This is a genomic window from Marinobacter pelagius, from assembly GCF_900114925.1.
Taxonomy (GTDB): domain Bacteria; phylum Pseudomonadota; class Gammaproteobacteria; order Pseudomonadales; family Oleiphilaceae; genus Marinobacter; species Marinobacter pelagius.
Genome location: NZ_FOUR01000004.1, coordinates 244,161 through 270,488, shown reverse-complemented (window position 1 = coordinate 270,488; position 26,328 = coordinate 244,161). Strand labels below are relative to the sequence as shown.

The window sequence follows — 26,328 nt, the reverse complement described above, 5'->3', positions numbered from 1 at the left end:
TGACATGCGCATGAGCCAAACCTTCAAACTGTCAAAGTCAGCGACAGTGTAGCTGCTCCCGGACGGCGTGGGGATGACAATCTGTTCAGTTGTCGGGTAGCCGCATCGGGGCTTTCAGGATTTCGCCGTCAAACAGGATGTAGTCACTGCCCAGCTGGATGCGACCTTCGCAGAACCAGCGAACCACGATCGGATACAGGATATGTTCCTTCTCCAGCACTTTCTCCGCCAGGGATTCCGGGGTGTCATCCGGGGCTACCTGAACTTCCGCCTGGGCGATCACCGGGCCGCCATCCAGTTCCTCTGTCACGAAGTGCACGGATACACCATGGAAGTCATCACCGGCTTCAATGGCGCGATGGTGGGTGTTGAGGCCGGTGTGCCTGGGCAACAGGGACGGATGAATATTGAGCATCTTGCCCCGGAAGGCGCGCACAAAATCCGTGGTCAGGATCCGCATGAAGCCCGCCAGGACGATGAGATCGGGGTTGTGGCGGCGAATCTCCGCCATCAGTGCGGCATCAAACTCTTCCCGGCTGTCGAAATTCTTGTGATCGACCACGAAGGTTTCGATATTGGCCTGGGCCGCCCGTTCCAGGGCGAAGGCCCCGGGGCGGTTGGAGCCAACCGCAGTGATCTGGCCGGGAAAGTCCCGTTCCCGGCTGGCATCAATCAGCGCCTGCAGGTTGGTACCGCTGCCGGAAACGAGAACGAGTATTTTGGGCAGTGGAGCTGGATCTGCCTTCATACTGACAGCAGCCCCGGTGTGTAACGGACCACCGCATCGGCTTGCGGGTCATCGGCACTTTCGATTATGCCAACCTGCCAGGCCTTCTCGCCCATGGCGTTGAGGGTATCCAGGGCCAGGTCTTTCTGGTTGGCCGGAACGCAGACAATCATGCCAATACCGCAATTGAAGGTGCGATACATTTCCTCGATGGCGACGCCACCGGCATCCTTCAGCCACTGGAATACTGGCGGCAGTTCCCAGCTCTCGGTATCGATGGCCGCGATGCTGCCGGCTGGCAGGACCCTGGGGATGTTCTCGGGCAGGCCGCCACCGGTGATGTGGGACAGGGCGCGCACCTCCACTTCGCGGATCAGCTGCAGCAGGTTCTTGACGTAGATCCGCGTCGGAGCCATCAGTGCGTTGGCCAGGGTAGTGTCACCCATCGGTTGGTCAAGATCGGCCTTGCTGACTTCCAGGATCTTGCGGATCAGCGAGTAGCCATTGGAATGGGGGCCAGAGGAGCCCAGGGCCAGCAACACATCGCCAGCCTGGACACGGCTGCCGTCGATGATTTCGCTGCGCTCCGCCACGCCGACACAGAATCCTGCCAGATCGTAATCTTCGCCTTCATACATGCCCGGCATTTCGGCGGTCTCGCCACCGACCAGTGCGCATCCGGCCTGCTCGCAGCCCTCGCCAATGCCCGAAACAACCTGGGCCGCCACGTCAACGTTGAGTTTGCCGGTGGCGTAATAGTCGAGGAAAAACAATGGCTCGGCGCCACCAACGACCAGGTCGTTGACGCACATGGCCACCAGATCAATGCCAATGCTGTCGTGCTTTTCGAGCTGCATGGCAAGGCGCAGTTTGGTGCCGACGCCGTCGGTGCCGGAGACCAGCACCGGTTCATTGTAGCCGGCGGGGATCGCCACCATGGCGCCGAAGCCGCCAAGGCCGCCAAGCACTTCCGGACGGCGGGTGCGGGCGGCGGTATCCTTGATCCGGTTGACGAGATCGTTACCCGCGTCGATGTCAACGCCGGCGTCGCGGTAAGTCAGGGAGGGCTTCTGTTCGCTCATGGTGTTTTATGGCCGTTGGCAAAAGTGGGACAGGCCGCGGATTTTAACAGCTACTCACTGTATAGGCCATGGTGTATCCTATGCGCCATCCATGCGAACACCAGGGTGATTCATGTCAGTAAAAGGACACTACTTGGCGCGGGTATCCAGGGCTGCCGTGCGGGCGGCCGTTTTGTTAATGGGCTTTGCCTTTCTGGGTGCGCCGGCTCAGGCAGTAACAGTCTCCGGGCTCTATTCCGTCGAGGTGCCGGTGGACGGCTCCTCATCAGCGCAGTTGCAGCAAGGTTATGAAGAGGGGTTGCGCCGGGTGCTGGTGCGCGTCTCCGGTAGCCGGGACGTGCTGTCCCGGGACGGCATCCAGTCGGTGCTTGCCGAAGCAGAATCGCTGCTGCTTTCCTACCAGTTTCTCCGTGGAGACGACGGTGGCAACCGGTTGCAGATGTCGTTCGGGGCGGTTGGCGTCAACCGGGCTCTGGCTTCCATCGATGCCCCGGTATGGGGTGCCAACCGGCCCCTGACCCTGGCCTGGATTGCGGTCGAGGAACGGGGTTCCCGTCGTCTGATCACCGAAGGTGCCGAGTCTGACCAATGGCAATCGGCCTTTGCGCAGGCGGCCAGTGAGCGGGGGCTCCCGGTAGCGCTTCCCTCCGAGAACTTCCGGGGCGACCGGGAATTGCTGTCCGAGATCTGGGGCCAGTTTGTCGGCCGGGTGCGTTCCTCCGCCCCGGACACCAGTCACGATGTGATGGCATTGGTCCGGGTCAGCCAGAGCGGCGGCCAGTGGCGTGCCGGTTGGGTGTTCGACGGCATGGCCATGGATGGTGGCGAGGAAGTGGTCACCGCAGCAAATCCCCAGGCCCTTGCCCGGGCGGTGATTGGCCGTTGGGCGGACCGCTATGCCGGTCGCTATGCGGTAGCCGCCGGCGAAGTGGGTGATCTTCCCCAGGTCGATATTGTGGTGCAGGGCATCCAGTCGGTGGAGGATTACGGCAAGGCGACCCGGATTCTCGAGGGATTCACCCCTGTTCAGGCGGTGGGCGCCTCGCGGGTCAAAGGCGATCAGCTGACCCTGAGAGTCACCTTCAACGGCGAACTGGACCAGCTCAAGGAATATGTTGCGCTGGACCCCCGCTTTATCCCCCTGGATGCCGGTTCCTTTGTACCCGAGCCGGAGCCGGAAAGCTCTGAGCCTCAGCCGGAGTCGGAGAGCCCGGAAACGCAGCGGGAGGCGGGCCCTGCTTCTGAAACAGAAGCAGAAGCGGAAGCCGCGCCGGAAGCCGGGGTTGAGAGTGGTGCCGGGGCCGTGGACAATGCGGCCAGCGAACAGGCAGCAGATGCCGAGCCTGTGTCCGGGGAGCTGCCACTGGATTCCGAGGGTGCGGAACAGGCCTTCGAGTCGCTGTACCAGTTGCTGTATTACCGCTGGCAACCGTCACCAGCCATTGGAAATGGTGTAGAAGAGTAAGGCGTTACCGGAGGGAGCCTTGTGATATCGCAACGCTGGCGATGGATACCCAATGCGCTGACGTTTTTGCGCATTGTTCTGATAGCTCCCTTTGCCGGCGCCCTGTTGATGCAGAACTATCGGCTGGCGCTGCTGATTTTTTTTGTAGCGGCGGTTTCCGATGGTTTTGACGGTTTCCTGGCACGTCATTTCAACTGGCGGTCCCGGGTTGGCGCGATCGCCGATCCGTTGGCGGACAAAGCGCTGCTCATTACCGCCTACCTGATGCTGACACTGACCTCGGTATTGCCGGTGTGGTTGTTCCTTGTTGTGTTGGGGCGGGACCTGCTGATTGTTGCCGGGGCACTTGCCTATCACTACGGCATCGGGCGGTACGAAATGGAACCGAGCATGCTCGGTAAAATCAACACGCTGATCCAGATTCTGGTGGTGCTGGCCATCATCATCCTGCTTGCGGATTTGCCCATGCAGCCATGGGTCCTGGATGCGGGTATCCTGCTGGTGGCGGCTTCTGCCGTGATCAGCGGCGGGCATTACATGCTGGTCTGGGGTGTACGGGCCTGGAGGGCCAAGCAGTCATGAGCGCTTCCCAGCTGGTTCTCGGGGTCAAGTTGCGGGACGACGCCCGGTTCGACAACTTTCACGGCGATCGCAATATCGAAGCGGCACGGCGTCTGAAAGCGATCTGCGATCAGCCCGCCGGAGTGCCGGTGGTGGTGGTCTGTGGCGATTCGGATACCGGTAAAAGCCATTTGCTCCAGGCGGCCTGTCACTATGCCGAGGCCCGCGGCTGGTCCGCCGTCTGCATCAGCATCGCGGAGCTCGAGCCTTTCGGCCCCGAGGCGCTGGCGGGCCTTGATACCCAGGATCTGGTCTGTCTCGACGACCTGGACCGGATTGCCGGTGATCCCGCCTGGGAAGAAGCTGTTTTCCACCTTTACAACCGTATCCACGATCGTGGTGGCCTGTTGATGGTCAGCATCTCTGAAGTGCTGACTTCCCTGGGCTTCCAGCTGCCGGACCTGGTGTCACGGCTCACCCATGGGCTGACCCTGCAGCTTGGTATCTACCGCGATGAAGATCGCCAGACCATTCTGCAGGCCAGGGCCGAACAGCGGGGCCTGGTCATGAGTGACGATGTCGCCAGCTTCATCATGCGCAGGGCGCCCCGGCGCCTGGGTGATCTGCTCGCCATGCTCGATGTCCTGGACGAGAACTCATTGCAGGCCCAGAGGCGGCTGACCATTCCTTTCGTCAAAACGGTCATGGGATGGTGATGGCGGCAATGGTACAAAGGATGGCAAAACGATCACGGGTTAACGGAGGAACGACATGAGACGGGTTGTATTCAATCAGAAAGGCGGGGTAGGCAAGTCCAGTATCACCTGCAACCTGGCGGCTATCAGCGCTGCCCGGGGCAAGCGTACCCTGGTGGTCGACCTGGATCCCCAGGGCAACTCGACCCATTATCTGTTGGGCAAGCCGGCATCGGAACTCCGGGACACGGTGGCCGATCTGCTGGAGCAGACGGTGGCGTTCACCGTGTTCAACCGTCGCCCGGACGAGTTTGTCCATGCCACGCCCTTCGATAACCTGTTTGTGATGCCTTCAAGCCCCGAGCTGGACTTTCTGGAGCGTAAGCTTGAAGCCAAGCACAAGATATACAAGCTGCGGGAAGCCCTGAAAAAACTGGGCGACAGTTTCGACGCCATCTATGTCGATACCGCCCCGGCGCTGAATTTCTATACCCGCTCCGCACTGATTGCGGCCCAGCGTTGCCTGATTCCGTTTGACTGTGACGACTTCTCCCGCCAGGCGCTGTATAACATTCTCAACGAGATCCGGGAGTTGCAGGAAGATCACAACCAGGACCTGGTGGTGGAGGGTATTATCGCCAACCAGTTCCAGCCCAGGGCCAGCCTGCCGAGGAAGCTGGTCATGGAGCTGATCGAGGAAGGCCTGCCGGTACTGCCGGTCCGGCTGTCCAGCTCGGTCAAGATGAAGGAATCCCATCAGAGCCGGCAGCCACTCATTCATATGGCTCCGAAGCACCCGCTGACCCGCCAGTATGAAGACCTGTTCCGGGTTCTGCATGGTGAAGCGGTGGAGTTGGAGCCGCTGACCGACTAGGTATTTGCATGACTGATGAACAGAAAAAGGTTGCCCGGGTAGCGGACAGCCTGCTGCAGATCGAGATCGAACTGCGCCAGCTGGAGGTCTGGGAGAGCGAGCCGCCCCCCGAGGAAGCCTTCCAGAGCGACAAGCCTTTTTGCCTGGATACCATGGAGTTCACCCAGTGGCTCCAGTTTGTGTTCGTGGAACGGATGAAAATCCTGATCGAGAATGATCACCCCTTGCCGGAGGTGTCGGGGATTGCGCCCATGGCGGAGGAGCATTTCCGGGGCCGGGCGGAATCCGGCCACGGACTGATCAGGGAACTGGAGATGATGGACAAGCTGTTGTCCGGCAAATAAACCGGCTCAGTCCAGTCTCATGGACAGGTCGACGGCCTTCAGGTCCTTGGTCAGCGCACCGATGGAGATATAGTCCACCCCGGTCTCGGCAATGGGCACGAGGGTCTGGTCATTGATGCCGCCGGAGGCTTCGAGCCTGGCGCGGCCACCGGTGACCTTCACGGCGGTGCGCATGTCATCCAGTGAGAATTCATCAAGCATGATGATGTCGGCGCCGGCCGCCAGGGCCTGATCGAGTTCGTCCAGGCTCTCTGTTTCAACTTCCACCGGGCGGCCCGGGGCAATTCGGCGGGCTTCTTCGATGGCTTTGGCGATGGAGCCGCAGGCGGCAATGTGGTTTTCCTTGATCAGGAACGCATCCCACAGACCGATTCGGTGGTTGTGGCAGCCGCCACAGGTGACCGCGTATTTCTCCGCAAGCCGGAGGCCCGGCAGAGTCTTGCGGGTATCCAGGAGTTTTACCCCGGTATGGGCGACTTTCCCGGCATAGGCTGTGCAGGTGGTCGCGACTCCGGACAGGGTCTGAAGCCAGTTCAGGGCCGTGCGCTCTGCGGTGAGTAGGCTGCGGGCGGCGCCTTCCATGGTGAACAGGACCTGGTCCGGGCTGACCCGGTCGCCGTCATTGGCCTGCCACAACAGGGTCACCTGAGGATCCACCTGGCGGAACACCTCATCGACCCATTCCCGGCCGGCCAGGGTAGCGGCTTCCCGGGTAATCACCCGGCCGGTAGCGAGTTTGTCGGCTGGAATCAGCCTGGCCGTGATGTCACCATCACCGATGTCTTCCCGCAGGCTTTGGGCAACGGATTCGATTCTGGACTGGCGCAGGAGTTCGGCAGGGAGCATGGTGTCGGGTCCGGTCTGGTCATGGGAAAAGAAAACTGGCGCACGATTCTAAAGCCATGTCTGGCAATCACCAAATGTGAGCGGTGTCACGTTTGCTCCGCGGATGGCTCCTCTGCGACACATTTGGTGACAAAATCTGACAGAATCTGACGCTAAGAGCTTCTATTATAGTAACTTATACACACGGACACTCGACAATCCATGACCCCGGAGTTAGGCAATGGCGCAGGATAACAAGGTAGTCAGCTTTCAGGACCGGAAGCAGGCGGGCCAGTTCTCGTTACCACCTGCGCTGATCCGTTTGCGCGATGCTTCGGGGCGGGAACTGAAATCCGTCCTCAACGAATTCTTTGACCGCTCTGACGATGCCCTGTTCGAGCTGGCCGACCGGGCCGGCAATGAACACGGCCAGCTTGCCTATTTTGACGCCATGCGGGAGCTCCGTCTGCGTCGCAAGTCCATCTCCGTGTCGATCCTGCAGTATGTCTCCCGGGCTTTCAACGAGATTGGCCGGTTCCGCCCCCATGTTGCAAAGGGAGACCTGGAGGAGATCGACCAGAATAACCTTAGCCTGATGGACCACGGTGAACTCGAGCAACAGGTTGCCATCGAGAACCTGATCAACAAGCTGCGCAATCGCTACGCCGATGCCATCCGGCTGCTGACGGTCAGGGTCAATCATCTGGTGCCTGCCATCGAGCTCTCCGACAGCCAGATGCCCCTGAGCCCCGAAGTCATTTGTGGCGGTGTCAGCGAGGCCTGCGCCGACCTGGATATCGATATCCGGGCCAAGCTGGTGGTACTCAAGCTTTTCGACAAACTGCTGGCGGATATCCTGGCCAATTTCTACCAGCAGGCCAACAAGACCCTGATTGACGAGGGCGTGCTCGCTGATATGAAGCGGCCCCCGGTGCCAGGCTCCAAATCCGGCTCCGCCGGGAAGGCCGCCGATGCCAGGACTGGTCAGGCGCAACCGGCAGCCGCAGATACGAGCTCTGGAGAAAAAGGGGGCGGTGCGACCTTCTCGGAGTTGAGCGCGTTGCTGCGCCAGGGCGGTGACGCATCCGGTGCCGGTGCGGGGCAATCCGGCGTTGCCTTCCTTGATACCGAAGAGCTGATGTCGAAACTCAGCCAGGTGCAGGTTCAGGCGGTAAGCTGGGATGCGGAACAGGTGGTGCCGCTCCGGGAACAGATCCTGCTGGTGCTGAAGACCGATGACGGCAAGCCGATGCAGGTCGGGCAGATGGACGACGATGTGATCAACCTCGTGTCCATGCTGTTTGATTTCATCCTCGAGGACCGGCAGCTGCATGCGGTGATGAAAGCCCTGATTTCCCGGTTACAGATTCCGGTTCTCAAGGTTGCCCTCAGCGATCCCAATTTCTTCAATCGGGGTGGTCACCCGGTACGCAAGCTGCTCAACGACATGGCATTGTCTGCCATCGGCTGGACGGAGAAGCGACCGGGCCAACGGGATCCCTTGCGGGAAAAGATCGAATACATTGTTGACCGGATCCTGAACGAATTCACCACCAACGTGTCCCTGTTCGAGGAGCTGCTCCAGGACTTCAGTCATTTCATGGACCTGGATCGCCGCCGCCGGGAACTGGTGGAGCAGCGTCTCAGGGACGCCGAGGAGGGCCGGGCACGTCAGGAGCGGGCCAATGCGATGGTCGAATCCATGGTGTCCGGGGTTGCGCATAACCGGGAGGTCCCGGAGCCCGTAATGGCACTGCTCGAACAACCCTGGACCCGTTACCTGCAGTGGATCTATCTGCGTCAGGGTGAGCAGAGTGAAGCCTGGCAAAAGGCGGAGGAATTCACTGAACGCCTGGTCTGGAGCGTTGACCCGAGCCCGGTTACTGAAACCACCCGAAGCGAGCTGCTTCGGGCCATTCCCGCAATCGTTGACCAGTTCCGCAAGGCCATGCAGGAAATTTCATGGGACCCGTTTGCCACGGATTCCGCGATCCGGGATCTGGAACTGGCCCATGTGGATGTGTTCCAGCGCCTGGTCACCGCTGTGCCGCAGCCGGAAGCGCCGGCCGAGTCTCAGGAGGCTTCCCGGGAGGAAGCGTTGCCAGAGCCTGCTATTCCCGAGGACTACGATGTCGCGGATGAAGAACCGGGTGTCGAGGCAGAATGGCTTGCCCGCGCGGACAGCCTGAGGGTCGGTTCCTGGATTGAGCTGAACCGGGAAGACAACCGGGTCCGTTGCAAGCTCGCGGCCTTCATCAAGGCCACCGGCAAGTACATTTTCGTCAACCGCAGTGGCGCGAAAGTGGCAGAATACCAGCGGGAAGATCTGGCCCGGGCCATGGCTGCCGGCGAGATCGGAATGCTGGATGACGGCCTGATCTTTGACCGGGCCCTGGAGTCGATCATCGATAATCTGCGCAGCAGCCGAAAAGACTGATGATTTCAGAGCGGAGGATTGCCAGCCTCAGGGAAACAGGGCGCCTTTCGGGGGCCAGGTGGTGCCCTTCGCCCAATTACGGCCCCAGACCGGAAGGGGCCAATATCAGCTTGCTGGTCGTTCACAACATCAGCCTGCCGCCGGGGCAGTTCGGCGGCCCCGAGATCGAGAATTTCTTCTGTAACCGGCTGGATCCGGCCGCGCACCCTTATTTTGAAACCATTGCCGATATCCAGGTGTCCGCCCATGCGTTGATTCGCCGGGATGGCGAGGTAGTGCAGTTTGTCAGCCTGCTGGACCGGGCCTGGCATGCCGGGCGATCCTGCTTTGACGGCCGTGAGGAGTGCAACGACTTCTCTATCGGCGTCGAGCTTGAGGGGGCTGACGATATCCCCTATACCGAGGCCCAATACCGGGCATTGGCGGGTATTGCCCACCAGGTGATGATGGCCTGGCCTGAGATCGATGCCGGCCGTATCACCGGCCACAGTGATATCGCGCCCGGGCGCAAGACCGATCCCGGACCGGCCTTTGACTGGCAGTATTTCATGGCCTGCCTGGACACCCGTTCCGGATCCGGGGAGCTCGCCTGATGGTGCTGATTGTTTTCCTGCTGGCTTACCTGGTGCGCCGGAAACTCGACAGTTCGGGGCATTTCTCCGGGGATGCCCTGTGGCGGGCGTGGTTTCACCGGGGCAGTCGGGTTCATGCCGGTGCGGAAACCAGTGTTGGCGGCGGACTGGCACTGGTACTGCTGCCGGCCTTCCTCAGTGGTTTGCTGGAATATCTGCTGACCGGCTACGGGATACGCTGGCTGGTCTATCCCGTGGAGTTCATCGTGCTGGTTGCGATGATGGGGGCTCCGGGCTGGAAGCGGGTGTTGCGGGCCTATTCCGATGCCTGGAGCCGGGATGACATGCAGGGCGCCTGGCACCATGTCCGGGACTGGTTGCCTCTTGAGGAGCGCCAGGAAGACAGCTCTGCCGAAAGCATGCACCTGTCATTGTCCCGGGCTTTCATGGTATCGATTTTTGAACGTTATTTTCTGGTGGCTTTCTGGTTCGTTGTTGGCGGGATGCCTGCCGCAATCCTGGCACGGGGGCTGGTTGCCCTGGCGGAACAGTGGCCCCAGGCTGCGGCCCGGCCCCGGTTCGTCCGTTGGGCCGAGTGGCTGGCCTGGATTCCTGCCCGTGTTGTCTCGATCACTTTCGGGATTGCCGGCGACCTTGCCGGCTGGCTCAGTGAGGCGAAGGGCCTGTTGCTGGCTGTTCGCAAGCCGGCCGGAGAGCTACTGGCCGAATCGGCGAACAGCGCCTTGACCGGTTATGCGCTTGACCCGGAACGGTTTCTGAAAGTGCACCCGGATGAATGGTCCCGGTTCGGCTCAACCAGCCTGGGCGCAGTCCGGGACCTGCTCAATCGAACCATGCTGGTATGGCTATGTGCGGTGGCGCTGCTGGTCATTGCCGGCGTCGTCTGACCTGATCTGATCGAAAAAATCCGGCCCTCAGAGGCCGGATTTTTTTTGCTCCCAGAGAATCTCTTCACCGTCACCCCGGCGGGCGAGTACCCGTGCGATGACAAACAACAGGTCTGACAGCCGGTTGAGGTAATGGCGTGACGCCGTGTTGATGGAATCCTCGTGGCCGAGCGCCACAACCACCCGTTCGGCCCGGCGGCAAACGGCCCGGGCAAGGTGGCACTGGGCTGCGGCAGGTGTTCCTCCGGGAAGTACGAAATTCTTCAGCGGCGGCAAATGTTCATTGTGCCGGTCCAGGGTTTCCTCGAGCCACTGGATGTGGTCATCCCCGATAACCCGGCTTCCGGGAATGGCAAATTCCCCACCGAGATCGAACAGGTGATGCTGGATGCGGCGCAGGGATTCGATCAGCTCGTCGTCCTGATCCAGGGTCTCGATCAGCAGGCCGATGTGGCAGTTGAGTTCGTCGGCCGTACCCATGGCCTCGACCCGTTGGGCGTTCTTGGCGATGCGGTTGCCGTCCGCGAGACCGGTGGAACCGTCATCTCCGGTACGGGTGTAGATCTTCGAAAGGCGGTTGCCCATCAGGTAACTCCTCTGACTCTTAATGTGGCGACAGTTGTTTTACCCTGTCGGTCAGCAATTGGTTCACCGGTGTCGGGATATCAAGGCGCTCGCCGAGCTGGACCAGGTACCCGTTGATGAAGTCGATCTCGGTCCTGCGTCCGTTCAGGATATCACCGCGCATGGACGAGGTGTTCCGTGCGGTGTTGCGGGCGACGGTCTCGATTCTCTGGCGCAGCTCTTCGGGAGTGGGGTTGCCGATGCCTTCGGCCGCCATCAGCCCGGCTATTTCGTTGCACAGCGGGTTGATGTGACTCAGGAAGAAATCGTTGGCCAGGATGTCCCCGTTGGGGCAATCAAGAATGGCGGTAAAGGGGTTGATGCCGGCATTGACCACCAGTTTCTGCCAGAGCCGGGGGAGGATCTGGTCTTCCGCATGGACCACGAGACCGGTTGTCGCCAGTTGTGAGACCACGCCGGCAAGCTTTGGCCGTGCGGCGGGGGTCAGTGGGCCAACCCAGGTTTCTCCGGTACCGGCGTGAACCACCCGATTCGGTTCAGGGCGGTTGGCACCCTCGGTGGTGGAGGCGGCCAGGATGGGATGTTCCGGCCAGGCGTTCGCTACCGCCTGCTGGCTGCCAAGCCCGTTCTGGAACAGTACGATGGGGACCGATGCCGGTATCCGGGCCAGCCAGTGTTGGAGGGCGTTCAGGGTATCGCCGGCCTTGGTGGTGACCAGCAGCAGGCTCAGGTCATCCGGGGACTGGAGCCAGGGCAGGGCAAGGGTGCGATGGCTGCCCCGGATTGATTCGAAGGTATAGCTGAGGGTGGCCGCGCCCGGATCTGCGTCCGGCCGCGGCAGAAAGGCAACCTGGCCCTGCGGAAGCAGGGCGGCCCAGAGCCGCCCCAATGAGCCTGCGCCCAGGATGCCGATCATCGGCTTACATGGCCTCGATTTCAGCCCGCTGTGCACTGAGTCGCTGCAGGCTGCCCTGGGCGTCCTTCAGCTTTTCTTTTTCCTTCTCGACCACGTCAGCCGGGGCCTTGGCAGTGAATTTCTCGTTGCCCAGCTTGCCTTCGAGCCGGCCAATTTCCTTCTGCAGGCGGTCCAGCTCCTTGTCCAGGCGCTTGAGCTCGGCATCCTTGTCGATCAGGCCGGCCATGGGTACAAGAACCTCCATTTCGCCCACCAGCTGGGTGGCGGACATGGGTGCCTTGTCACCCTCGAACCACTCGAGTTTCTCCAGCTTGGCCAGGGAGATCAGGAACTGGCGGTTGTCGTTCATGCGGCGTTCATCTTCGGCGCTGCCGCCCTTGAGCAGAACGGGGACCTGTTTGGCGGGGGAGATGTTCATCTCGCCACGAATGTTCCGTACCGCCACAATCACGCCCTTGAGCCACTCGATATCGGCGGCGACGGCGGCGTCCTGCTTGCTTACGTCCGGCTGCGGGAACGGCTGCAGCATGATGCTGTCGCCAGTCTTGCCGGCCAGCGGGGCGATGCGCTGCCAGATTTCCTCGGTGATGAACGGCATCATCGGGTGCGCCAGGCGCAGGACCGCTTCCAGCACGCGCACCAGGGTGCGACGGGTACCACGCTTGGCTTCGGCGCTGGCGTTGTCGTCGTTCAACACCGGCTTGGACAGCTCCAGGTACCAGTCGCAGTATTCGTTCCAGATGAACTCGTACAGGGCGTAGGCAGCCAGGTCGAAGCGGTACTGGTCCAGGTGTCGGATGACTTCCTGTTCGCAGTGCTGCAGTTCGCTGATGATCCAGCGGTCGGCCAGGGACAGTTGTACCGGCTCGTCGTTCACGCCGCAGTCTTCGCCCTCGGTGTTCATCAGGACGTAGCGGGCGGCGTTCCACAGCTTGTTACAGAAGTTGCGGTAGCCTTCCAGGCGCTTCATGTCCCAGTTGATGTCGCGGCCGGTGGTGGCCATGGCCGACAGGGTGAAGCGCAGGGCGTCGGTGCCGTGGGCGGCGATGCCCTCCGGGAACTCCTTCTTCGTGCGCTTGCCGATCTTCTCGGCCAGCTTGGGCTGCATCAGGTTGCCGGTGCGCTTCTCGAGCAGGTCGTCCAGGCTGATACCGTCGATCATGTCCAGCGGGTCGATGACGTTACCCTTGGACTTGGACATCTTGTCGCCGTGCTCGTCCCGGATCAGACCGGTCACGTAGACGGTCTTGAACGGCACCTGCGGAGTGCCATCCTCATTCTTCATGAAGTGCATGGTCATCATGATCATCCGGGCAACCCAGAAGAAGATGATGTCGAAACCGGTGACCAGCACGTCGGTGGGGTGGAAGCTCTTCAGGCGTTCGGTGATTTCCGGCCAGCCCAGGGTGCCGAAGGTCCACAGGGCGGAGCTGAACCAGGTGTCGAGTACGTCTTCGTCCTGCTCCAGGGCGACGTCGGCAGCCAGGTTGTGCTTCTGGCGAACTTCCTCTTCGCTGCGGCCAACGTAGATGTTGCCCTCGGCGTCGTACCAAGCCGGGATCCGGTGGCCCCACCACAGCTGGCGGGAGATGCACCAGTCCTGGATGTCGCGCATCCAGGAGAAGTACATATTCTCGTACTGCTTGGGTACGAACTGGATACGGCCGTCTTCCACCGCTTCAATGGCCGGCTTGGCCAGGGTCTTGGCGTCGGCAAACCACTGGTCGGTCAGCATCGGCTCGATGATCAGGCCGGAGCGATCCCCGCGAGGCACGCTCAGCACGTGGTCCTCAACCCGCTCGAGCAGGCCGTTGACCTTCATGTCGGTGACTACCTGTTCCCGGGCCTTTTCCCGGGTCAGACCGGCGTAGGCCGCGGGGATCTTGCCGTCGATCTCGGTGTTTTCGGTGCCGTCGGCGTTGAAGACTTCGGCCATGTCCCGGATGTTGGCATCCTGGGTCATGACGTTGATCATGGGCAGGTTGTTGCGCTTGCCCACGGCGTAGTCGTTGAAGTCGTGGGCCGGGGTGATCTTGACGCAGCCGGAGCCTTTTTCCGGGTCGGCGTGGTGGTCGGCCACGATGGGGATCCGGCGGTTGACCAGCGGCAGGGTCACGAACTTGCCGACCAGGTGCTGGTAGCGCTCGTCGTCCGGGTGGACGGCGACGGCGGTGTCACCGAGCAGGGTTTCGGGTCGGGTGGTGGCGACCACCAGGTAACCTTTGCCATCCTGGGTCTGTTCGCCGTCGGCCAGCGGGTAGCGCAGGTGCCAGAAGAAACCTTTTTCTTCCTTGTTCTCGACCTCGAGATCGGAGATGGCGGTGTGCAGTTTCGGGTCCCAGTTCACCAGCCGTTTGCCGCGGTAGACCAGGCCATCCTCGTACAGGCGGATGAAGACTTCCTGGACGGCTTTGTAGAAGCCATCGTCCATGGTGAAGCGTTCGTTGCTCCAGTCCACGGAGTTGCCCAGGCGGCGCATCTGGCGGGTGATGGTTCCGCCGGAGTGTTCTTTCCAGTCCCAGATGCGTTTGATGAATTCTTCCCGGCCCAGGTCGTGGCGGGTTTTGCCTTCTTCGGCGGCGAGTTTGCGCTCGACAACCATCTGGGTGGCGATGCCGGCGTGGTCGGTGCCGACGGTCCACAGTGCGTTACGGCCCTGCATGCGCTTGTAGCGGGTGAGGGTGTCCATGATGGTGTGCTGGAAGGCGTGGCCCATGTGGAGGCTGCCGGTCACGTTGGGGGGCGGGATGGCGATGCTGTAGGACTGGCCTTCACCGCTGGGGCGGAAGTACCCTTTGGATTCCCAGTTTTCGTACCACTGGCGCTCGATGTTTTCTGGCTGGTAGGTTTTTTCCATGGGTTTCTGCAGTGACCGTTGGTTGATTCACAAGGGAAAAATTAGACGCCCGATTATACATGGTCGGGTTGTTTGCGGCGAACCTCGGGTTTCTATCTATCAGGACTGCTTGTCCAGGAGTGGCGCCGAAGGGAAAGCCCCTTTCCAAAACACGCTACGAGCACGTCCATGTGCGCTTGTTTCGGGCCGTCCTTGGCCCTCAACAGTTTTGGAAAGGGGCTTTCCCTTCGGCGCACGGGCCTGTGAGTAATTCGCTCTTCAACGTTTCCGCTGGTCGTGGACCCTTGGCTCGATCCCGAGAGCCCTGAGTTGCTTGAAGTGAGACCGTGCCTGATTCAGTACATTCGGATCGCTATGGGCCACCAGCGCCAGCCGTTTGAAGCGATCCGCATCCGCCGGCAGGGTGGCCGAGAGGATGATCACCGTATCCCAGTCTTCGGCTACCGGTGGGCACAGAAGGATGCCGACGCGGTCGGTGCAGGTGGTGGCCGAGTCCGGGACGATGGTGTGGGGGATGAAGGCATCGGGGCTGAAGTTCCAGATGAGGTCGTCCAGTTCCTGGGCCTGTTGCATGGTGTCGCAGACGATGCAGACGCGGTCGCCCTGGTGCCAGGCTTTGTCCACGAGTTTGACGGCGTGGAGGTTGCGGGCAGCGGGGGTGTTTTTGGCGAGGATGTGGAACCAGTAGCGCTGGTTCCGGTCTTCCTGCCCGGACGGGCCGGCAGGGTTGCTGCCGGGGTCCGGGGTGGTTTGGGGCTGACTGTCCTGCATTATTTGCCGGCGTGGGACATGAGGTAGTCAACCAGCAGCGGTACCGGGCGGCCGGTGGCGCCTTTGGCTTTGCCGGAGAGCCAGGCGGTGCCTGCGATGTCCAGGTGGGCCCAGCGGTATTCCTTGGCGAACCGGGACAGGAAGCAGGCGGCGGTGATGGTGCCGGCCGGGCGGCCGCCGATGTTGGCCATGTCGGCGAAGTTGCTGTCGAGCTGGCTCTGGTACTCGTCCCACAGCGGCAGGCGCCAGGCGCGGTCGCCGGTGCGTTCGCCGGCGGCGAGCAGTTCGTTGGCCAGTTCGTCGTTGTTGGCCAGCAGGCCGGTGGCCTGGTTGCCCAGGGCGATGATGCAGGCGCCGGTGAGGGTGGCCATGTCGATCACCACTTCCGGGTCGAATTTCTTCACATAGGTGAGGGCGTCACACAGCACGAGCCGGCCTTCGGCGTCGGTGTTGAGAATTTCGACGGTCTGGCCGGAGAGGGTGGTGACGATGTCGCCCGGGCGGGAGGCACCGCCGTCCGGCATGTTTTCGGCAGCGGCCACGACCGCGACGACGTTGATCTTGGGTTTGGTTTCGGCGAGTACTTTCATGGTGCCGAAGACGCCGGCGGAGCCGCCCATGTCGTACTTCATCTCGTCCATGCCTTCGCCGGGCTTGAGGCTGATGCCGCCGGTGTCGAAGGTGATGCCTTTACCCACCAGGACATACGGCTTGTCCTTGGTTTTGCCGCCACGGTATTCCATGACGATCAGGCGTGGAGGCTGGGTGCTGCCTTTGCCGACGGCAAGGATGGTGTTCATGCCCATCTTTTCCATCTGCTTTTCATCAAGCACTTCGGTCTTGATGCAGTCGTATTCCTTGGCGAGCTGTTTGGCCTGGTCGGCGAGCCAGCTCGGGTGGCAGACGTTGGGCGGGGTGTTGCCCAGGTCGCGGGTGAAGTTCATGCCGCGGCCGGTAGCCAGGCCCAGGTTGAAGGCTTCCTTGAGGGCTTTGCCGCCGCCAGAGGCGACCACGGTGACCTTGTTCAGTTTCCGGGACGCAGGCTTGTCGCTCTTGAACTGGTTGAAGGTGTAGAGCTGCTCTTCCAGGATGCGGCCGATGACGTTCAGCAGTGCCTCTTCGGAGGTGACGGCCTGCTCGCCTTTGACCTGGGTATCCGCCATGGTGATGAGGGCGCTTTTCGAGGGGCCGTCCTTGAGGGCGCCGAGGACAGCGGTAACGGCCTTGCGGAAGTTGGCCGGTGTGCGGTCGTCGTTCTTGCCGGTGCCGACTACCAGGAGGCGGCTCCAGGGGCGCCCGTCGAGCGGGAATACGCCGGTGCTGGCGTTCTTGCCGGTGATGTCTCCTGCCGTTTGCAGCTTTTTGATCAGTCCCTCGAGCGCTTCGTCCGCGTGGGTGGTGGATTCGGGCCAGTCGCCTTTTTCCGGCACGCCGACGACAAGGCAATCCGCCTTGGTGGTTGCGATAGCTTTGCTGCTCAGGCTGAAGTTCATGGCAACTCCTGTTGGTGATTCTGAAGAAACGTCCGCGGGGATGCGGGTTGAATGTCTGTTCTAGTCTAGCATTGGGGTCGGCAGGGGGTTAATCAACCGGCCGGGGCAGGTACCGCGATGGCCCGGTTGTAATCCGCCGGCTCTGTCATTCAGACCAAAGGTTACATAGAATACGCGCTGTTTCAGGATTCCTCCATTCGTTTCCGCAGGTGCGGCCAGAGAGACCGTTTTGAGCATTATTTTCCGTTATCTCATTCGCCAGGTCATGATCAGCATGGTTGCTGTCTCCGGCATCCTGCTGCTGGTTTTCATGAGTGGCCGCTTCCTGAAGTACCTGGCCAGTGCCGCCGAGGGCAAGTTGTCGGCGGATGTGCTGGCGCTGATCATGATGTACCGGTTCCCCGGCTTCCTTGAGCTTATCCTTCCGCTTGGCCTGTTCATCGGCATCCTGCTCGCCTATGGGCGGATGTATCTCGAAAGCGAGATGACGGTGCTGTCGGCCTGCGGCATTAGTGACCGGCAGCTTCTGACCAAAACCCTGCTGGGCAGTCTGCCGGTGATGCTGACGGTCGGCGCCATGAGTTTGTACGTATCCCCGTGGGGCATGAAACAGGTGGAGTACATCTTTGCCGAGCAGGCCAAGGCCACCGAGTTCGAGATGCTGGCGCCGGGCCGCTTCCAGAACCTGCTTTCCGGCGGCCGGGTGACCTACACGGAAGATCTCAGCGATGACAAGCGTCGTCTGGAGGGCGTGTTCATTGCGGAATACGGTCGCAATGGCGAGGGCCTGAGTATCATCACGGCGGAGGCCGGTTCCCAGCTGATTGACCAGGAAACCGGGAGCCGGTTTCTGATTCTGGAAGAGGGCGCCAGGTTTGACGGTTCGCCCGGGGCGCTGGATTACAAAGTGACGGAGTTCGGGGCTTACGGCCTCAAGATCCAGAGTGGCACCGCGCGGGATGTCGAGCTCGAGGATGGTGTCAGCACCGCGCGGTTATGGGCATCGGATGATCCCGAGGATCGCGCCATGCTGCACTGGCGGCTGTCGCTGCCGCTGATTGTGCCCATCGTCACTCTTCTGGCGGTGCGCCTGAGCCGGGTTAACCCGAGGCAGGGGCGGTTCTTCCATCTGCTGCCGGCCATGCTGGTTTACATCACATACCTCGGCTTGCTCATCGTAGCCCGGGATGCCCTGGCTGACGGCAAGGTGCCGGAGTGGGTCGGCATGCTCTGGGTTCATGCCCTGTTCCTGTTGTTTGGTCTGTGGCTGCAGTTTGGCCCTCCCTGGCTGCACCGGCGCCGTCTGATGAGGGAGGGCGCGAGCCATGCGTAAGATTGATGCCTATACCATGCGCACCGTGGGCGGGGCGATGTTCCTGGTCATGGTGGTGGTGCTGTCGCTGGACCTGATCTTTGCTTTTATCGGTGAGCTTGAAGATACCCGCAACGACTACGACACCCTGCAGGCACTGTGGTACGTGATGCTCACGCTGCCCCGGCGGATCTATGACTATCTGCCGCTCGGTGCGTTCATGGGGTGTCTGATCGGCCTTGGCTCCATGGCAAGCTCCTCGGAGCTCACGGTCATACGGGCCGCCGGTGTTTCCCTGAAGCGCATTGTCTGGTCGGCCATGAAGCCCGCCCTGGTGGTGGTTCTGCTGGGAGTAGTGATCGGCGAATACGTGGCGCCGCCCGCCGAGCGCTACGCCCAGAGCGAGAAGGCGATGGCCCTTGGGGCCGGCAAGAACGTGGCCTCAGCCCACGGGGTGTGGCACCGGGAAGGGAATGTGTTCATGCACCTCAATGCCGTGCAGCCCAATGGCGTGCTGCACGGGGTTTCCCTGTTCCGGTTCAGTGATGACATGCAGCTGGAATCCTCCAGCTTCGCTGAGCGGGGGATCTACCAGGGTGATTACTGGTCACTGGAGAAGGTGCGTACAACCCATATCGGAGAAGACGGCACGCGCCTGGAAAAACAACAGGTATTGCGCTGGGAAACCGGGCTGACGCCGCAGGTTCTCAGCGTGCTCATCGTCAAGCCCGAGAACCTGTCGATGACGGGTCTCTACACCTACGCATCCTATCTTGACGAGCAGGACCTGAACGCGGCCAACTACTGGCTGGCGTTCTGGAAAAAGACCCTGATGCCGCTGGGAACGGCGGTGATGGTGCTGGTGGCCATCTCGTTCATCTTCGGGCCGCTGCGGTCCGTTACCATGGGGTTCCGGGTGTTCACCGGTCTTTTGGTGGGTCTGCTGTTCAAGTATATGCAGGACCTGCTCGGCCCCATGAGCGTGGTGTACGGTTTCAATCCGATGCTGGCGGTGCTGATTCCGATCGCGGTCAACGCGGCGGTGGGCGCCGTGCTTATGCGGCGGGCCGGGTAACTCCCCGGCCGGACTCAGAGTTTCTTTTTCTTCGCTTCCCTGGGTACCTGGACGACCACGCTGTTGGATGTGCGGTCGGTAACCGATAGCCCGTTGATCGGCAGGAACAGGGCAATGATGGCAGGAATGGTCAGGAGCAGGGTGACAGGTCCCACGTAATAGCCGGCCAGCATGGTGATGAAGATCACCGCCGCGGCAGTGCCGTAGCGCAGCAGGGCCTGGGTCCAGGTCACGGAGGTGCCGTCCAGGTTTTCGATGCGGATCCGCCACACCTGCATGCCCAGAGTCTGTCCGATCCGGGTCCAGAAGTAGGCGAAGAAGAGGTACAGCACCAGGAAGAGCACGAAGGTCAGGCCCGGGTCCCCGGATAACTGGCCGGATTCAGCCATCTGTTCGTAGTGTTCCCAGCCGATGATCCAGCCGGCAATCATGGTGTACACCCAGGTGGCCACCAGCAACACGGCGATGCTGATCAGACCATCGTAAATGATGGCGAGGGCGCGCTTGGTAAACGTTGCTGGCGGGAGCAGTTCCTCGGCGTCATGAAAGCGTCGGGGCATGGGGTCTCCTGTGAGGTTTCACGTTTTTCATGTTCTCGGCGTGTGCTAGAGTAGCGGATTTGCACACGCATGTAAGTATTCGTATTCAATCGCGGACCCGAGGGGCTCCCCGCCGGGTTTCTGGAAAGGTATCAAAGGTCTATGAAAACCGCAGAGTTGCGACAGGCGTTTCTCGAGTATTTCAGACAGCAGGGGCACACCATTGTCGAGAGCAGTTCGCTCGTACCCCATGACGATCCCACATTGCTGTTCACCAACGCGGGCATGAACCAGTTCAAGGATGTGTTCCTTGGCCGCGAAGAGCGCGACTATACCCGAGCCACCACCTCCCAGAAATGCGTGCGTGCCGGTGGCAAGCACAATGACCTGGAGAACGTCGGTTACACTGCGCGTCACCACACTTTCTTTGAAATGCTGGGTAACTTCAGCTTCGGTGACTACTTCAAGCGCGAAGCCATCAACTACGCCTGGACCTTCCTGACCGGTGAGCAGTGGCTGAACCTGCCCAAGGACAAGCTCTGGGTGACCGTCTACGCCGAGGACGACGAGGCCTACGATATCTGGAACAAGGAAATCGGTGTGCCCGCGGACCGCATCGTCCGTATCGGTGACAACAAAGGTGCCCGTTACGCCTCAGACAACTTCTGGCAGATGGGCGATACCGGCCCCTGCGGTCCCTGTACCGAGATTTTCTATGACCACGGCCCGGAAGTGGCCGGTGGCCCTCCCGGCAGCCCGGAAGAGGATGGCGACCGCTACATCGAGATCTGGAACGTGGTGTTCATGCAGTACAACCGTACGGCTGATGGCGAAATGCTCAAGCTGCCCAAGCCGTCTGTGGACACCGGCATGGGCCTGGAGCGTATCACCGCGGTGTTGCAGGGCGTGCACAGCAACTATGAAATCGACCTGTTCCAGAATCTGCTGAAGGCGGCTTCTGAAATCCTGGGCGGCGTGGCGACCACCGAAGCATCTCTGCGCGTGGTGGCGGACCATATCCGTTCCTGTGCCTTCCTGATCGCCGACGGCGTCATGCCCTCCAATGAAGGCCGTGGCTTCGTGCTGCGCCGCATCATCCGCAGGGCCGCGCGCCACGGCAACAAGCTGGGCGCCACCGAGCCGTTCTTCTACAAGCTCACCGATGCCCTGGTGAAACTGATGGGCGAGGCCTACCCGCAGCTGGCCAGCAGCCAGAAGCAGATCGAAAAGGTACTGCTGCAGGAAGAAGAACAGTTTGCCAAGACCCTGGATAAGGGCCTTCGTCTGCTGGAGCAGGATATCGCCGAGCTGAAAGGATCCGAGATTCCGGGTGAGACCATTTTCACCCTGTATGACACCTACGGATTCCCGGTGGACCTGACCAACGACATCGCCCGTGAGCGTGGCCTGACCCTGGATTACGAAGGCTATGAAAAGGCGATGGAAGCCCAGCGTGACCGTGCCCGTGCCGCCAGCAAGTTCGGCATCGACTACAACGCCACCGGTCTGAAGCTCGAAGGCGAGACCGAGTTCACCGGTTACGACCACATCGATGGTCACGAGCGCATTCGTACCGTATTGGTAGGCACCGACGAGAAAAACGCCGAGGCCGGCGATGAAGCGGTGGTGGTACTGGAACGTACCCCGTTCTATGCCGAATCCGGTGGTCAGGTGGGCGATACCGGCCTGCTGACCTGGAGCGGCGGCCGGTTCAAGGTCACCGATACCCGCAAGGAAGGTAACAACCACCTGCACATCGGTACCGTGATCGAGGGTGAACTGTTCCCGGGGCTGGAGGTGGATGCCCGCATCGACCACGCCCGCCGCGAGCGCACCAAGCGTAACCACTCGGCGACCCACTTGCTGCACGCCGCCCTGCGCAAGGTGCTGGGAGAACACGTGACCCAGAAGGGTTCCCTGGTGGATCCGGACAAGCTGCGTTTCGACTTCTCCCACTTCGAGGCGGTGACGCCTGAGCAGCTCCGGGAAATCGAGCGCCAGGTGAACGAGCAGGTGCTGGAGAACACCCCGGTCCAGACCGAAATTACCGACATGGAAAGCGCCAAAGAGAAAGGTGCGATGGCCCTGTTCGGTGAGAAGTACGGTGATAGCGTCCGTGTCCTGAGCATGGGTACCGACAATTACTCAGTCGAACTGTGCGGTGGTACTCATGTGGCCCGCACCGGTGATATCGGCCTGTTCCGTATTACCTCTGAAAGCGGCATTTCCTCCGGCGTTCGCCGCATCGAGGCGGTGACCGGTTTCGGCGCCCTGGAGTGGGTCGAGGAAACCGAGCGGACGCTGCGCGATACCGCGAAGCTGGTCCGGGCGACCCGTGAAACCGTGGTGGAAAAGGTCCAGAACGCGCTGGACCGCAATCGCCAGCTCGAGAAGGAAGTGGACGCACTCAAGGCGAAGCTTGCCAGCTCCGCGGGCACTGACCTGGCCGGCTCTGCGGTGGACGTTGCCGGCCTGAAGGTCGTCGCCGCCGAACTGGAAGGCGCAGACCGCAAGGCCCTGATGGAAACCGCTGACCAGCTGAAGAACAAGCTGGGTGAGGGCGTAGTCGTGCTGGCGACGGTCGAGGATGGCAAAGTGATTCTTGTGGCCGGCGTGACCAAGTCCGCCACGAATCGCATCAAGGCCGGCGACCTGATGAAGCATCTGGCCGCCCAGGTGGATGGCAAGGGCGGTGGCCGACCGGACATGGCCCAGGGCGGTGGCAACGATCCATCCAGGCTGGCGGAGGCCCTCGACGGTGTGCCGGCCTGGGTTGAAAAAAATATCGCTTAAGCAACTGTTTTTGGAAGCGGGCTGGGGTTTATAATCCCGCCCGTTTTCTTTTGATTGGCGGGGCAGGCCCCCGCTGCGAAGCCCCGTATCGGAGTTTGGGAAAGACATGGCTCTGTTGGTTCAGAAATTTGGTGGTACCTCGGTGGGAACCACCGAGCGCATAGAAGCGGTTGCCGAGAAGGTATGCCGGTTCCGCAAGGAAGGACACGATGTGGTGGTCGTGGTTTCCGCCATGAGCGGCGAAACCAACCGCCTGATTGCTCTTGCCAATGACATTATGGAAGAGCCTACGCCCCGGGAGATGGATGTACTGGTCTCCACCGGTGAGCAGGTCACCATCGCCCTGCTGTCCATGGCCCTGCAGAAACGAGGTTGTGATGCCCGTTCCTACACCGGTTCCCAGGTGCGGATCCTCACCGACAGCAGCCACACCAAGGCACGCATCCAGCACATTGACGAGCACAACATGCGCTCCGACCTCGATGCCGGCCGGGTGGTCGTCGTAGCCGGATTCCAGGGTATCGACGAGAACGGCAATATCACGACTCTCGGCCGTGGCGGTTCCGATACTACCGCAGTGGCATTGGCGGCGGCATTGAAGGCAGATGAGTGCCAGATCTACACTGATGTAGATGGTGTTTACACCACCGATCCACGGGTCGTTGACAGTGCACGTCGCCTGGAGCGGATCACGTTCGAGGAAATGCTCGAAATGGCGAGCCTGGGGTCCAAGGTGCTCCAGATTCGTTCCGTCGAGTTTGCAGGTAAATACAACGTTCCATTACGGGTGCTGTCCAGCTTCCAGGAAGGCGAGGGCACCCTGATTACATTTGAGGATGAAAACGCCATGGAACAACCGGTTGTTTCCGGCATTGCTTTTAACCGTGATGAAGCCAAACTGACTATTTCCGGTGTTCCCGATACCCCGGGCAGCGCCTCGCGTATCCTGAAGCCGGTCAGCGACGCCAATATCGAAGTCGACATGATCGTCCAGAACGTGGGTGAGGATAACAAGACTGCCTTCACGTTTACCGTTCACCGCAACGACTTCAAGCGGGCGAAGGAAGTGCTCCAGGGCGTTGCCGATGAACTGACCGCCGGCGAAGTGGTTGGCGACAGCAAGATTGCCAAGGTCAGCATCGTGGGTGTGGGCATGCGCTCCCACGCGGGTGTTGCCTCCCGGATGTTCGAAGCGCTGTCCAATGAAGGCATCAACATTCAGATGATCTCCACATCGGAAATCAAGATTTCCGTGGTGATCGATGAGAAATATCTCGAACTTGCCGTTCGTGCACTGCATAGTGCTTTTGAGCTGGACAAGAACGGGGTACAGGAAGAGGCCTGAACCAGCGGATGCCAGGCTTATCCGAGGGTCTCATAACAAGGGAGTCATTAATCGAATCTATCAGAAATTGCATTCGTATAAGTGAATGTGCGTCTGTTGATCGATCAGTGATCCCATTATAAAAGTAAGAAGTACAAAAAGTACGCAAAAGCATTTTTTTTCGGAACAGGTAGAAGCTCTGGATAGGGAGTAAGGGATATGTTGATTTTGACTCGCCGCGTTGGCGAAACTCTGATGATCGGTGATGAAATCACTGTCACCGTTCTTGGAGTGAAGGGGAATCAGGTTCGCATTGGTGTAAACGCCCCGAAGGATGTTGCGGTACACCGCGAAGAAATCTATCAGCGGATTCAATCCGAAAAAGGCTCCGAAGAGCCGGAACCGGGCAATCGTTGATCAGTAAAAAGCCGTTCAGGAATATCCCGAACGGCTTTTTTTATATCCGGGTAAATCGAGGCTGAAAAATCTCGTGTCAACCCTATGAAAACAGAAAAATTATGGTAGTATACGCCCCGTTCTCAAGGAGAGGTGGGTGAGTGGCTGAAACCAGTTCCCTGCTAAGGAACCGTACGAGCAATCGTACCGAGGGTTCGAATCCCTCCCTCTCCGCCATTTCCTTTTTGCGGAAGGCAGAGGACCGTTGAGGTAGCACTCAACTATTCAGGAAGAAACCTGAAATAAGAGTTTTGATGCGCGGCTGTAGCTCAGCTGGATAGAGTACCTGGCTACGAACCAGGCGGTCGGAGGTTCGAATCCTCCCAGCCGCGCCACTATTTTAGAACACTCTTTCGTGCACCACTGACATTGAGACGTACTCATAAGTCAGACGGGATTTGAACCGAAAGAGGTTCGACCGAAACCCACGAAGTGGGTTGAGGAACGCCGGAGCAAAGCGACGGCGGCCCCCGAAGGGGGTGAGGGCCGAAGGCCCGAATAATCCTCCCCAAAGGCTATTCGCCAGATTGGAGAGGATTAAAAGGTTAAAAGCGGCTGTAGCTCAGCTGGATAGAGTACCTGGCTACGAACCAGGCGGTCGGAGGTTCGAATCCTCCCAGCCGCGCCATATCAAATAAAAAACCCCGCCTCGTGCGGGGTTTTTTATTTGCAGATCTCGGAGTCTGAAAGGATTTGAACCGAAAGAGGTTCGACCGAAACCCACGCAGTGGGTTGAGGAACGCCGGAGCAAAGCGACGGCGGCCCCCGAAGGGGGTGAGGGCCGAAGGCCCGAATAATCCTCCCAGCCGCGCCATATTGAAGTCGAGACGCCTCAGTTTGTGTACCCCACAGGCTGAGGCGTTTTGCGTTGTATTGCTCTCCGTCAATTTCCGTCCGATCACTATTTGCACAAATCACACCCTCCTGCCTATTCTTCAAGGTGCAAGCAAATCATTTGGCAAGGAGATCCACCCATGAATAAAACCATAAACGGCTCCTACGACGATCACGACCAGGCCAAGAACACCTGGGATGATCTGATCGCAACCGGCATTCCACGGGACAACATCTACATCGATGAAGACGCCAAGCAGGTCAAGGTGATTGTGCCGGAGGAAACCGAGCGGGAAGTCCGGGAGATCTTTGAGCGGCACAGGCTGCATTGACACCGGCATTCCGGACTAACAGGGAAAGGAGCAAATCTATGAGTGGAAAAGATGGTGATGTAGCCGAACGCGGTCGCCGTGACAGGTTGATCCAGGAGGAAATTCACGATCCGTACATGGCCCGGAGCAAGCCCAAGGAGCCGACTGTTTGCCCGCAATGCAACGCGGTTTTCCAGAAAGGGCGCTGGCAGTGGTCAACAGAGCCGGTGAGTGATGCCCACGAGCTGATGTGCCCGGCCTGTGAGCGGATCCGGGATGACATGCCGGCGGGCATACTTACACTCACCGGGGCTTTCCTCGGCAAGCACAGGGACGAAATCCTGAAGCTGATCCAGAACAAGGTGGAAGAAGAGAAGGCAGAGCACCCGATGAAGCGTCTGATGGGTGTCGAGGATGGGCCGGAAGGAGAGCTGATAGTGAAGTTCACAGACCTCCACCTGCCCCGGGGCACCGGGGAGGCCATTGAGCGGGCCTACGAAGGTGACCTGGAAATCCAGTACACCAAGGAGTCGAATCTCGTCCGGGTTTACTGGAACCGCGATCAGTAACCG

Annotated in this window: 24 protein-coding genes and 3 tRNA genes; 18 read left to right on the top strand and 9 right to left on the bottom strand. The window is 60.4% G+C overall.

Features of this window, described 5'->3' with window-relative positions; all coding sequences use genetic code 11:
• Window positions 1-85 precede the first annotated feature (85 nt).
• Both purN and purM read right to left on the bottom strand, forming a co-directional pair.
• Window positions 86-748 (bottom strand): phosphoribosylglycinamide formyltransferase, encoded by a 663-nt coding sequence (gene purN / locus BM254_RS10690; protein ID WP_092002972.1) that lies wholly within the window; start codon window positions 746-748, stop codon window positions 86-88.
• The gene (gene purM, locus BM254_RS10685) at window positions 745-1,809 is read right to left on the bottom strand and encodes a phosphoribosylformylglycinamidine cyclo-ligase (RefSeq protein WP_092002969.1); all 1,065 of its coding nucleotides are present in this window, start codon (window positions 1,807-1,809) and stop codon (window positions 745-747) included. Before purM ends, purN begins: the two co-directional genes overlap by 4 nt.
• 112 nt (window positions 1,810-1,921) lie before the next feature.
• Between purM and BM254_RS10680 the strand changes: the two genes are divergently transcribed.
• The 5 genes from BM254_RS10680 to BM254_RS10660 are packed head-to-tail and all read left to right on the top strand — an operon-like array spanning window position 1,922 to window position 5,748.
• On the top strand, window positions 1,922-3,274 hold the full coding sequence (locus tag BM254_RS10680; protein WP_217647749.1) for a DUF2066 domain-containing protein: 1,353 nt from the start codon (window positions 1,922-1,924) through the stop codon (window positions 3,272-3,274).
• A gap of 21 nt (window positions 3,275-3,295) precedes the next feature.
• Entirely contained in the window at window positions 3,296-3,856 is a 561-nt protein-coding gene (locus tag BM254_RS10675; RefSeq protein WP_092002963.1) for a CDP-alcohol phosphatidyltransferase family protein, read from the top strand.
• Entirely contained in the window at window positions 3,853-4,551 is a 699-nt protein-coding gene (gene hda, locus BM254_RS10670; RefSeq protein ID WP_092002960.1) for a DnaA regulatory inactivator Hda, read from the top strand. Before BM254_RS10675 ends, hda begins: the two co-directional genes overlap by 4 nt.
• A gap of 55 nt (window positions 4,552-4,606) precedes the next feature.
• A complete protein-coding gene (locus tag BM254_RS10665) occupies window positions 4,607-5,404 on the top strand; it encodes a ParA family protein (protein ID WP_092002957.1) in 798 nt (265 codons plus the stop codon).
• Between the two features lie 8 nt (window positions 5,405-5,412).
• Window positions 5,413-5,748: a YqcC family protein gene (locus BM254_RS10660; RefSeq protein ID WP_092002954.1), complete on the top strand. Its 336-nt coding sequence runs from the start codon at window positions 5,413-5,415 to the stop codon at window positions 5,746-5,748.
• A gap of 6 nt (window positions 5,749-5,754) precedes the next feature.
• Here the strand turns inward: BM254_RS10660 and nadC are convergent, their stop codons facing one another.
• A complete protein-coding gene (gene nadC / locus BM254_RS10655) occupies window positions 5,755-6,594 on the bottom strand; it encodes a carboxylating nicotinate-nucleotide diphosphorylase (RefSeq protein WP_092002952.1) in 840 nt (279 codons plus the stop codon).
• Window positions 6,595-6,814: 220 nt separating this feature from the next.
• Between nadC and BM254_RS10650 the strand changes: the two genes are divergently transcribed.
• The 3 genes from BM254_RS10650 to BM254_RS10640 are packed head-to-tail and all read left to right on the top strand — an operon-like array spanning window position 6,815 to window position 10,490.
• Window positions 6,815-9,010, top strand: a complete 2,196-nt coding sequence (locus BM254_RS10650) for a DUF1631 domain-containing protein (protein ID WP_092002949.1) — start codon at window positions 6,815-6,817, stop codon at window positions 9,008-9,010.
• Window positions 9,010-9,603 carry a 1,6-anhydro-N-acetylmuramyl-L-alanine amidase AmpD gene (gene ampD, locus BM254_RS10645; RefSeq protein ID WP_092002946.1) on the top strand — a complete coding sequence of 198 codons (594 nt, stop codon included), beginning with the start codon at window positions 9,010-9,012 and terminating at the stop codon, window positions 9,601-9,603. Before BM254_RS10650 ends, ampD begins: the two co-directional genes overlap by 1 nt.
• Window positions 9,603-10,490 (top strand): histidine kinase, encoded by an 888-nt coding sequence (locus tag BM254_RS10640; protein WP_092002943.1) that lies wholly within the window; start codon window positions 9,603-9,605, stop codon window positions 10,488-10,490. Before ampD ends, BM254_RS10640 begins: the two co-directional genes overlap by 1 nt.
• A 27-nt stretch (window positions 10,491-10,517) precedes the next feature.
• Here the strand turns inward: BM254_RS10640 and BM254_RS10635 are convergent, their stop codons facing one another.
• The 5 genes from BM254_RS10635 to BM254_RS10615 form a co-directional block, all read right to left on the bottom strand.
• The gene (locus tag BM254_RS10635; RefSeq protein ID WP_092002940.1) at window positions 10,518-11,075 is read right to left on the bottom strand and encodes a cob(I)yrinic acid a,c-diamide adenosyltransferase; all 558 of its coding nucleotides are present in this window, start codon (window positions 11,073-11,075) and stop codon (window positions 10,518-10,520) included.
• A gap of 19 nt (window positions 11,076-11,094) precedes the next feature.
• Window positions 11,095-11,991: a ketopantoate reductase family protein gene (locus tag BM254_RS10630; protein WP_092002938.1), complete on the bottom strand. Its 897-nt coding sequence runs from the start codon at window positions 11,989-11,991 to the stop codon at window positions 11,095-11,097.
• A gap of 4 nt (window positions 11,992-11,995) precedes the next feature.
• Window positions 11,996-14,848 carry a valine--tRNA ligase gene (locus BM254_RS10625; RefSeq protein ID WP_092002935.1) on the bottom strand — a complete coding sequence of 951 codons (2,853 nt, stop codon included), beginning with the start codon at window positions 14,846-14,848 and terminating at the stop codon, window positions 11,996-11,998.
• A 258-nt stretch (window positions 14,849-15,106) separates the two neighbouring features.
• The gene (locus BM254_RS10620) at window positions 15,107-15,619 is read right to left on the bottom strand and encodes a DNA polymerase III subunit chi (protein WP_092002932.1); all 513 of its coding nucleotides are present in this window, start codon (window positions 15,617-15,619) and stop codon (window positions 15,107-15,109) included.
• Complete coding sequence (locus BM254_RS10615) at window positions 15,619-17,112, bottom strand: leucyl aminopeptidase (RefSeq protein ID WP_092002929.1); 1,494 nt, start codon at window positions 17,110-17,112, stop codon at window positions 15,619-15,621. Before BM254_RS10615 ends, BM254_RS10620 begins: the two co-directional genes overlap by 1 nt.
• Window positions 17,113-17,341: 229 nt before the next feature.
• Between BM254_RS10615 and lptF the strand changes: the two genes are divergently transcribed.
• Together lptF and lptG are read left to right on the top strand one after the other, a co-directional pair.
• Window positions 17,342-18,445 carry an LPS export ABC transporter permease LptF gene (gene lptF / locus BM254_RS10610; protein ID WP_092002926.1) on the top strand — a complete coding sequence of 368 codons (1,104 nt, stop codon included), beginning with the start codon at window positions 17,342-17,344 and terminating at the stop codon, window positions 18,443-18,445.
• Window positions 18,438-19,499, top strand: coding sequence for an LPS export ABC transporter permease LptG (lptG, locus tag BM254_RS10605; protein WP_092002924.1), 1,062 nt, complete (start codon window positions 18,438-18,440; stop codon window positions 19,497-19,499). The genes lptF and lptG overlap by 8 nt, the downstream gene beginning before the upstream one ends.
• Before the next feature lie 14 nt (window positions 19,500-19,513).
• On the opposite strand, the gene BM254_RS10600 is transcribed toward lptG, so the two are convergent.
• Entirely contained in the window at window positions 19,514-20,059 is a 546-nt protein-coding gene (locus BM254_RS10600; protein WP_092002922.1) for an RDD family protein, read from the bottom strand.
• Window positions 20,060-20,200: 141 nt separating this feature from the next.
• On the opposite strand from BM254_RS10600, the gene alaS reads away from it, so the two are divergent.
• From alaS to BM254_RS10560, 8 genes are all read left to right on the top strand, one after another.
• A complete protein-coding gene (gene alaS, locus BM254_RS10595) occupies window positions 20,201-22,831 on the top strand; it encodes an alanine--tRNA ligase (RefSeq protein ID WP_092002919.1) in 2,631 nt (876 codons plus the stop codon).
• Window positions 22,832-22,937: 106 nt separating this feature from the next.
• On the top strand, window positions 22,938-24,176 hold the full coding sequence (locus tag BM254_RS10590; RefSeq protein WP_092002915.1) for an aspartate kinase: 1,239 nt from the start codon (window positions 22,938-22,940) through the stop codon (window positions 24,174-24,176).
• 198 nt (window positions 24,177-24,374) lie between these two features.
• On the top strand, window positions 24,375-24,572 hold the full coding sequence (gene csrA, locus BM254_RS10585; protein WP_092002912.1) for a carbon storage regulator CsrA: 198 nt from the start codon (window positions 24,375-24,377) through the stop codon (window positions 24,570-24,572).
• A 126-nt stretch (window positions 24,573-24,698) separates the two neighbouring features.
• Window positions 24,699-24,788: transfer RNA gene (locus tag BM254_RS10580), tRNA-Ser, on the top strand.
• An 81-nt stretch (window positions 24,789-24,869) separates the two neighbouring features.
• A tRNA-Arg gene (locus BM254_RS10575) sits at window positions 24,870-24,946 on the top strand.
• 216 nt (window positions 24,947-25,162) lie between these two features.
• Window positions 25,163-25,239: transfer RNA gene (locus BM254_RS10570), tRNA-Arg, on the top strand.
• Window positions 25,240-25,585: 346 nt separating this feature from the next.
• Window positions 25,586-25,777 carry a hypothetical protein gene (locus tag BM254_RS10565; RefSeq protein ID WP_092002909.1) on the top strand — a complete coding sequence of 64 codons (192 nt, stop codon included), beginning with the start codon at window positions 25,586-25,588 and terminating at the stop codon, window positions 25,775-25,777.
• Between the two features lie 38 nt (window positions 25,778-25,815).
• A complete protein-coding gene (locus BM254_RS10560; protein ID WP_092002905.1) occupies window positions 25,816-26,325 on the top strand; it encodes a BCAM0308 family protein in 510 nt (169 codons plus the stop codon).
• Window positions 26,326-26,328 lie beyond the last annotated feature (3 nt).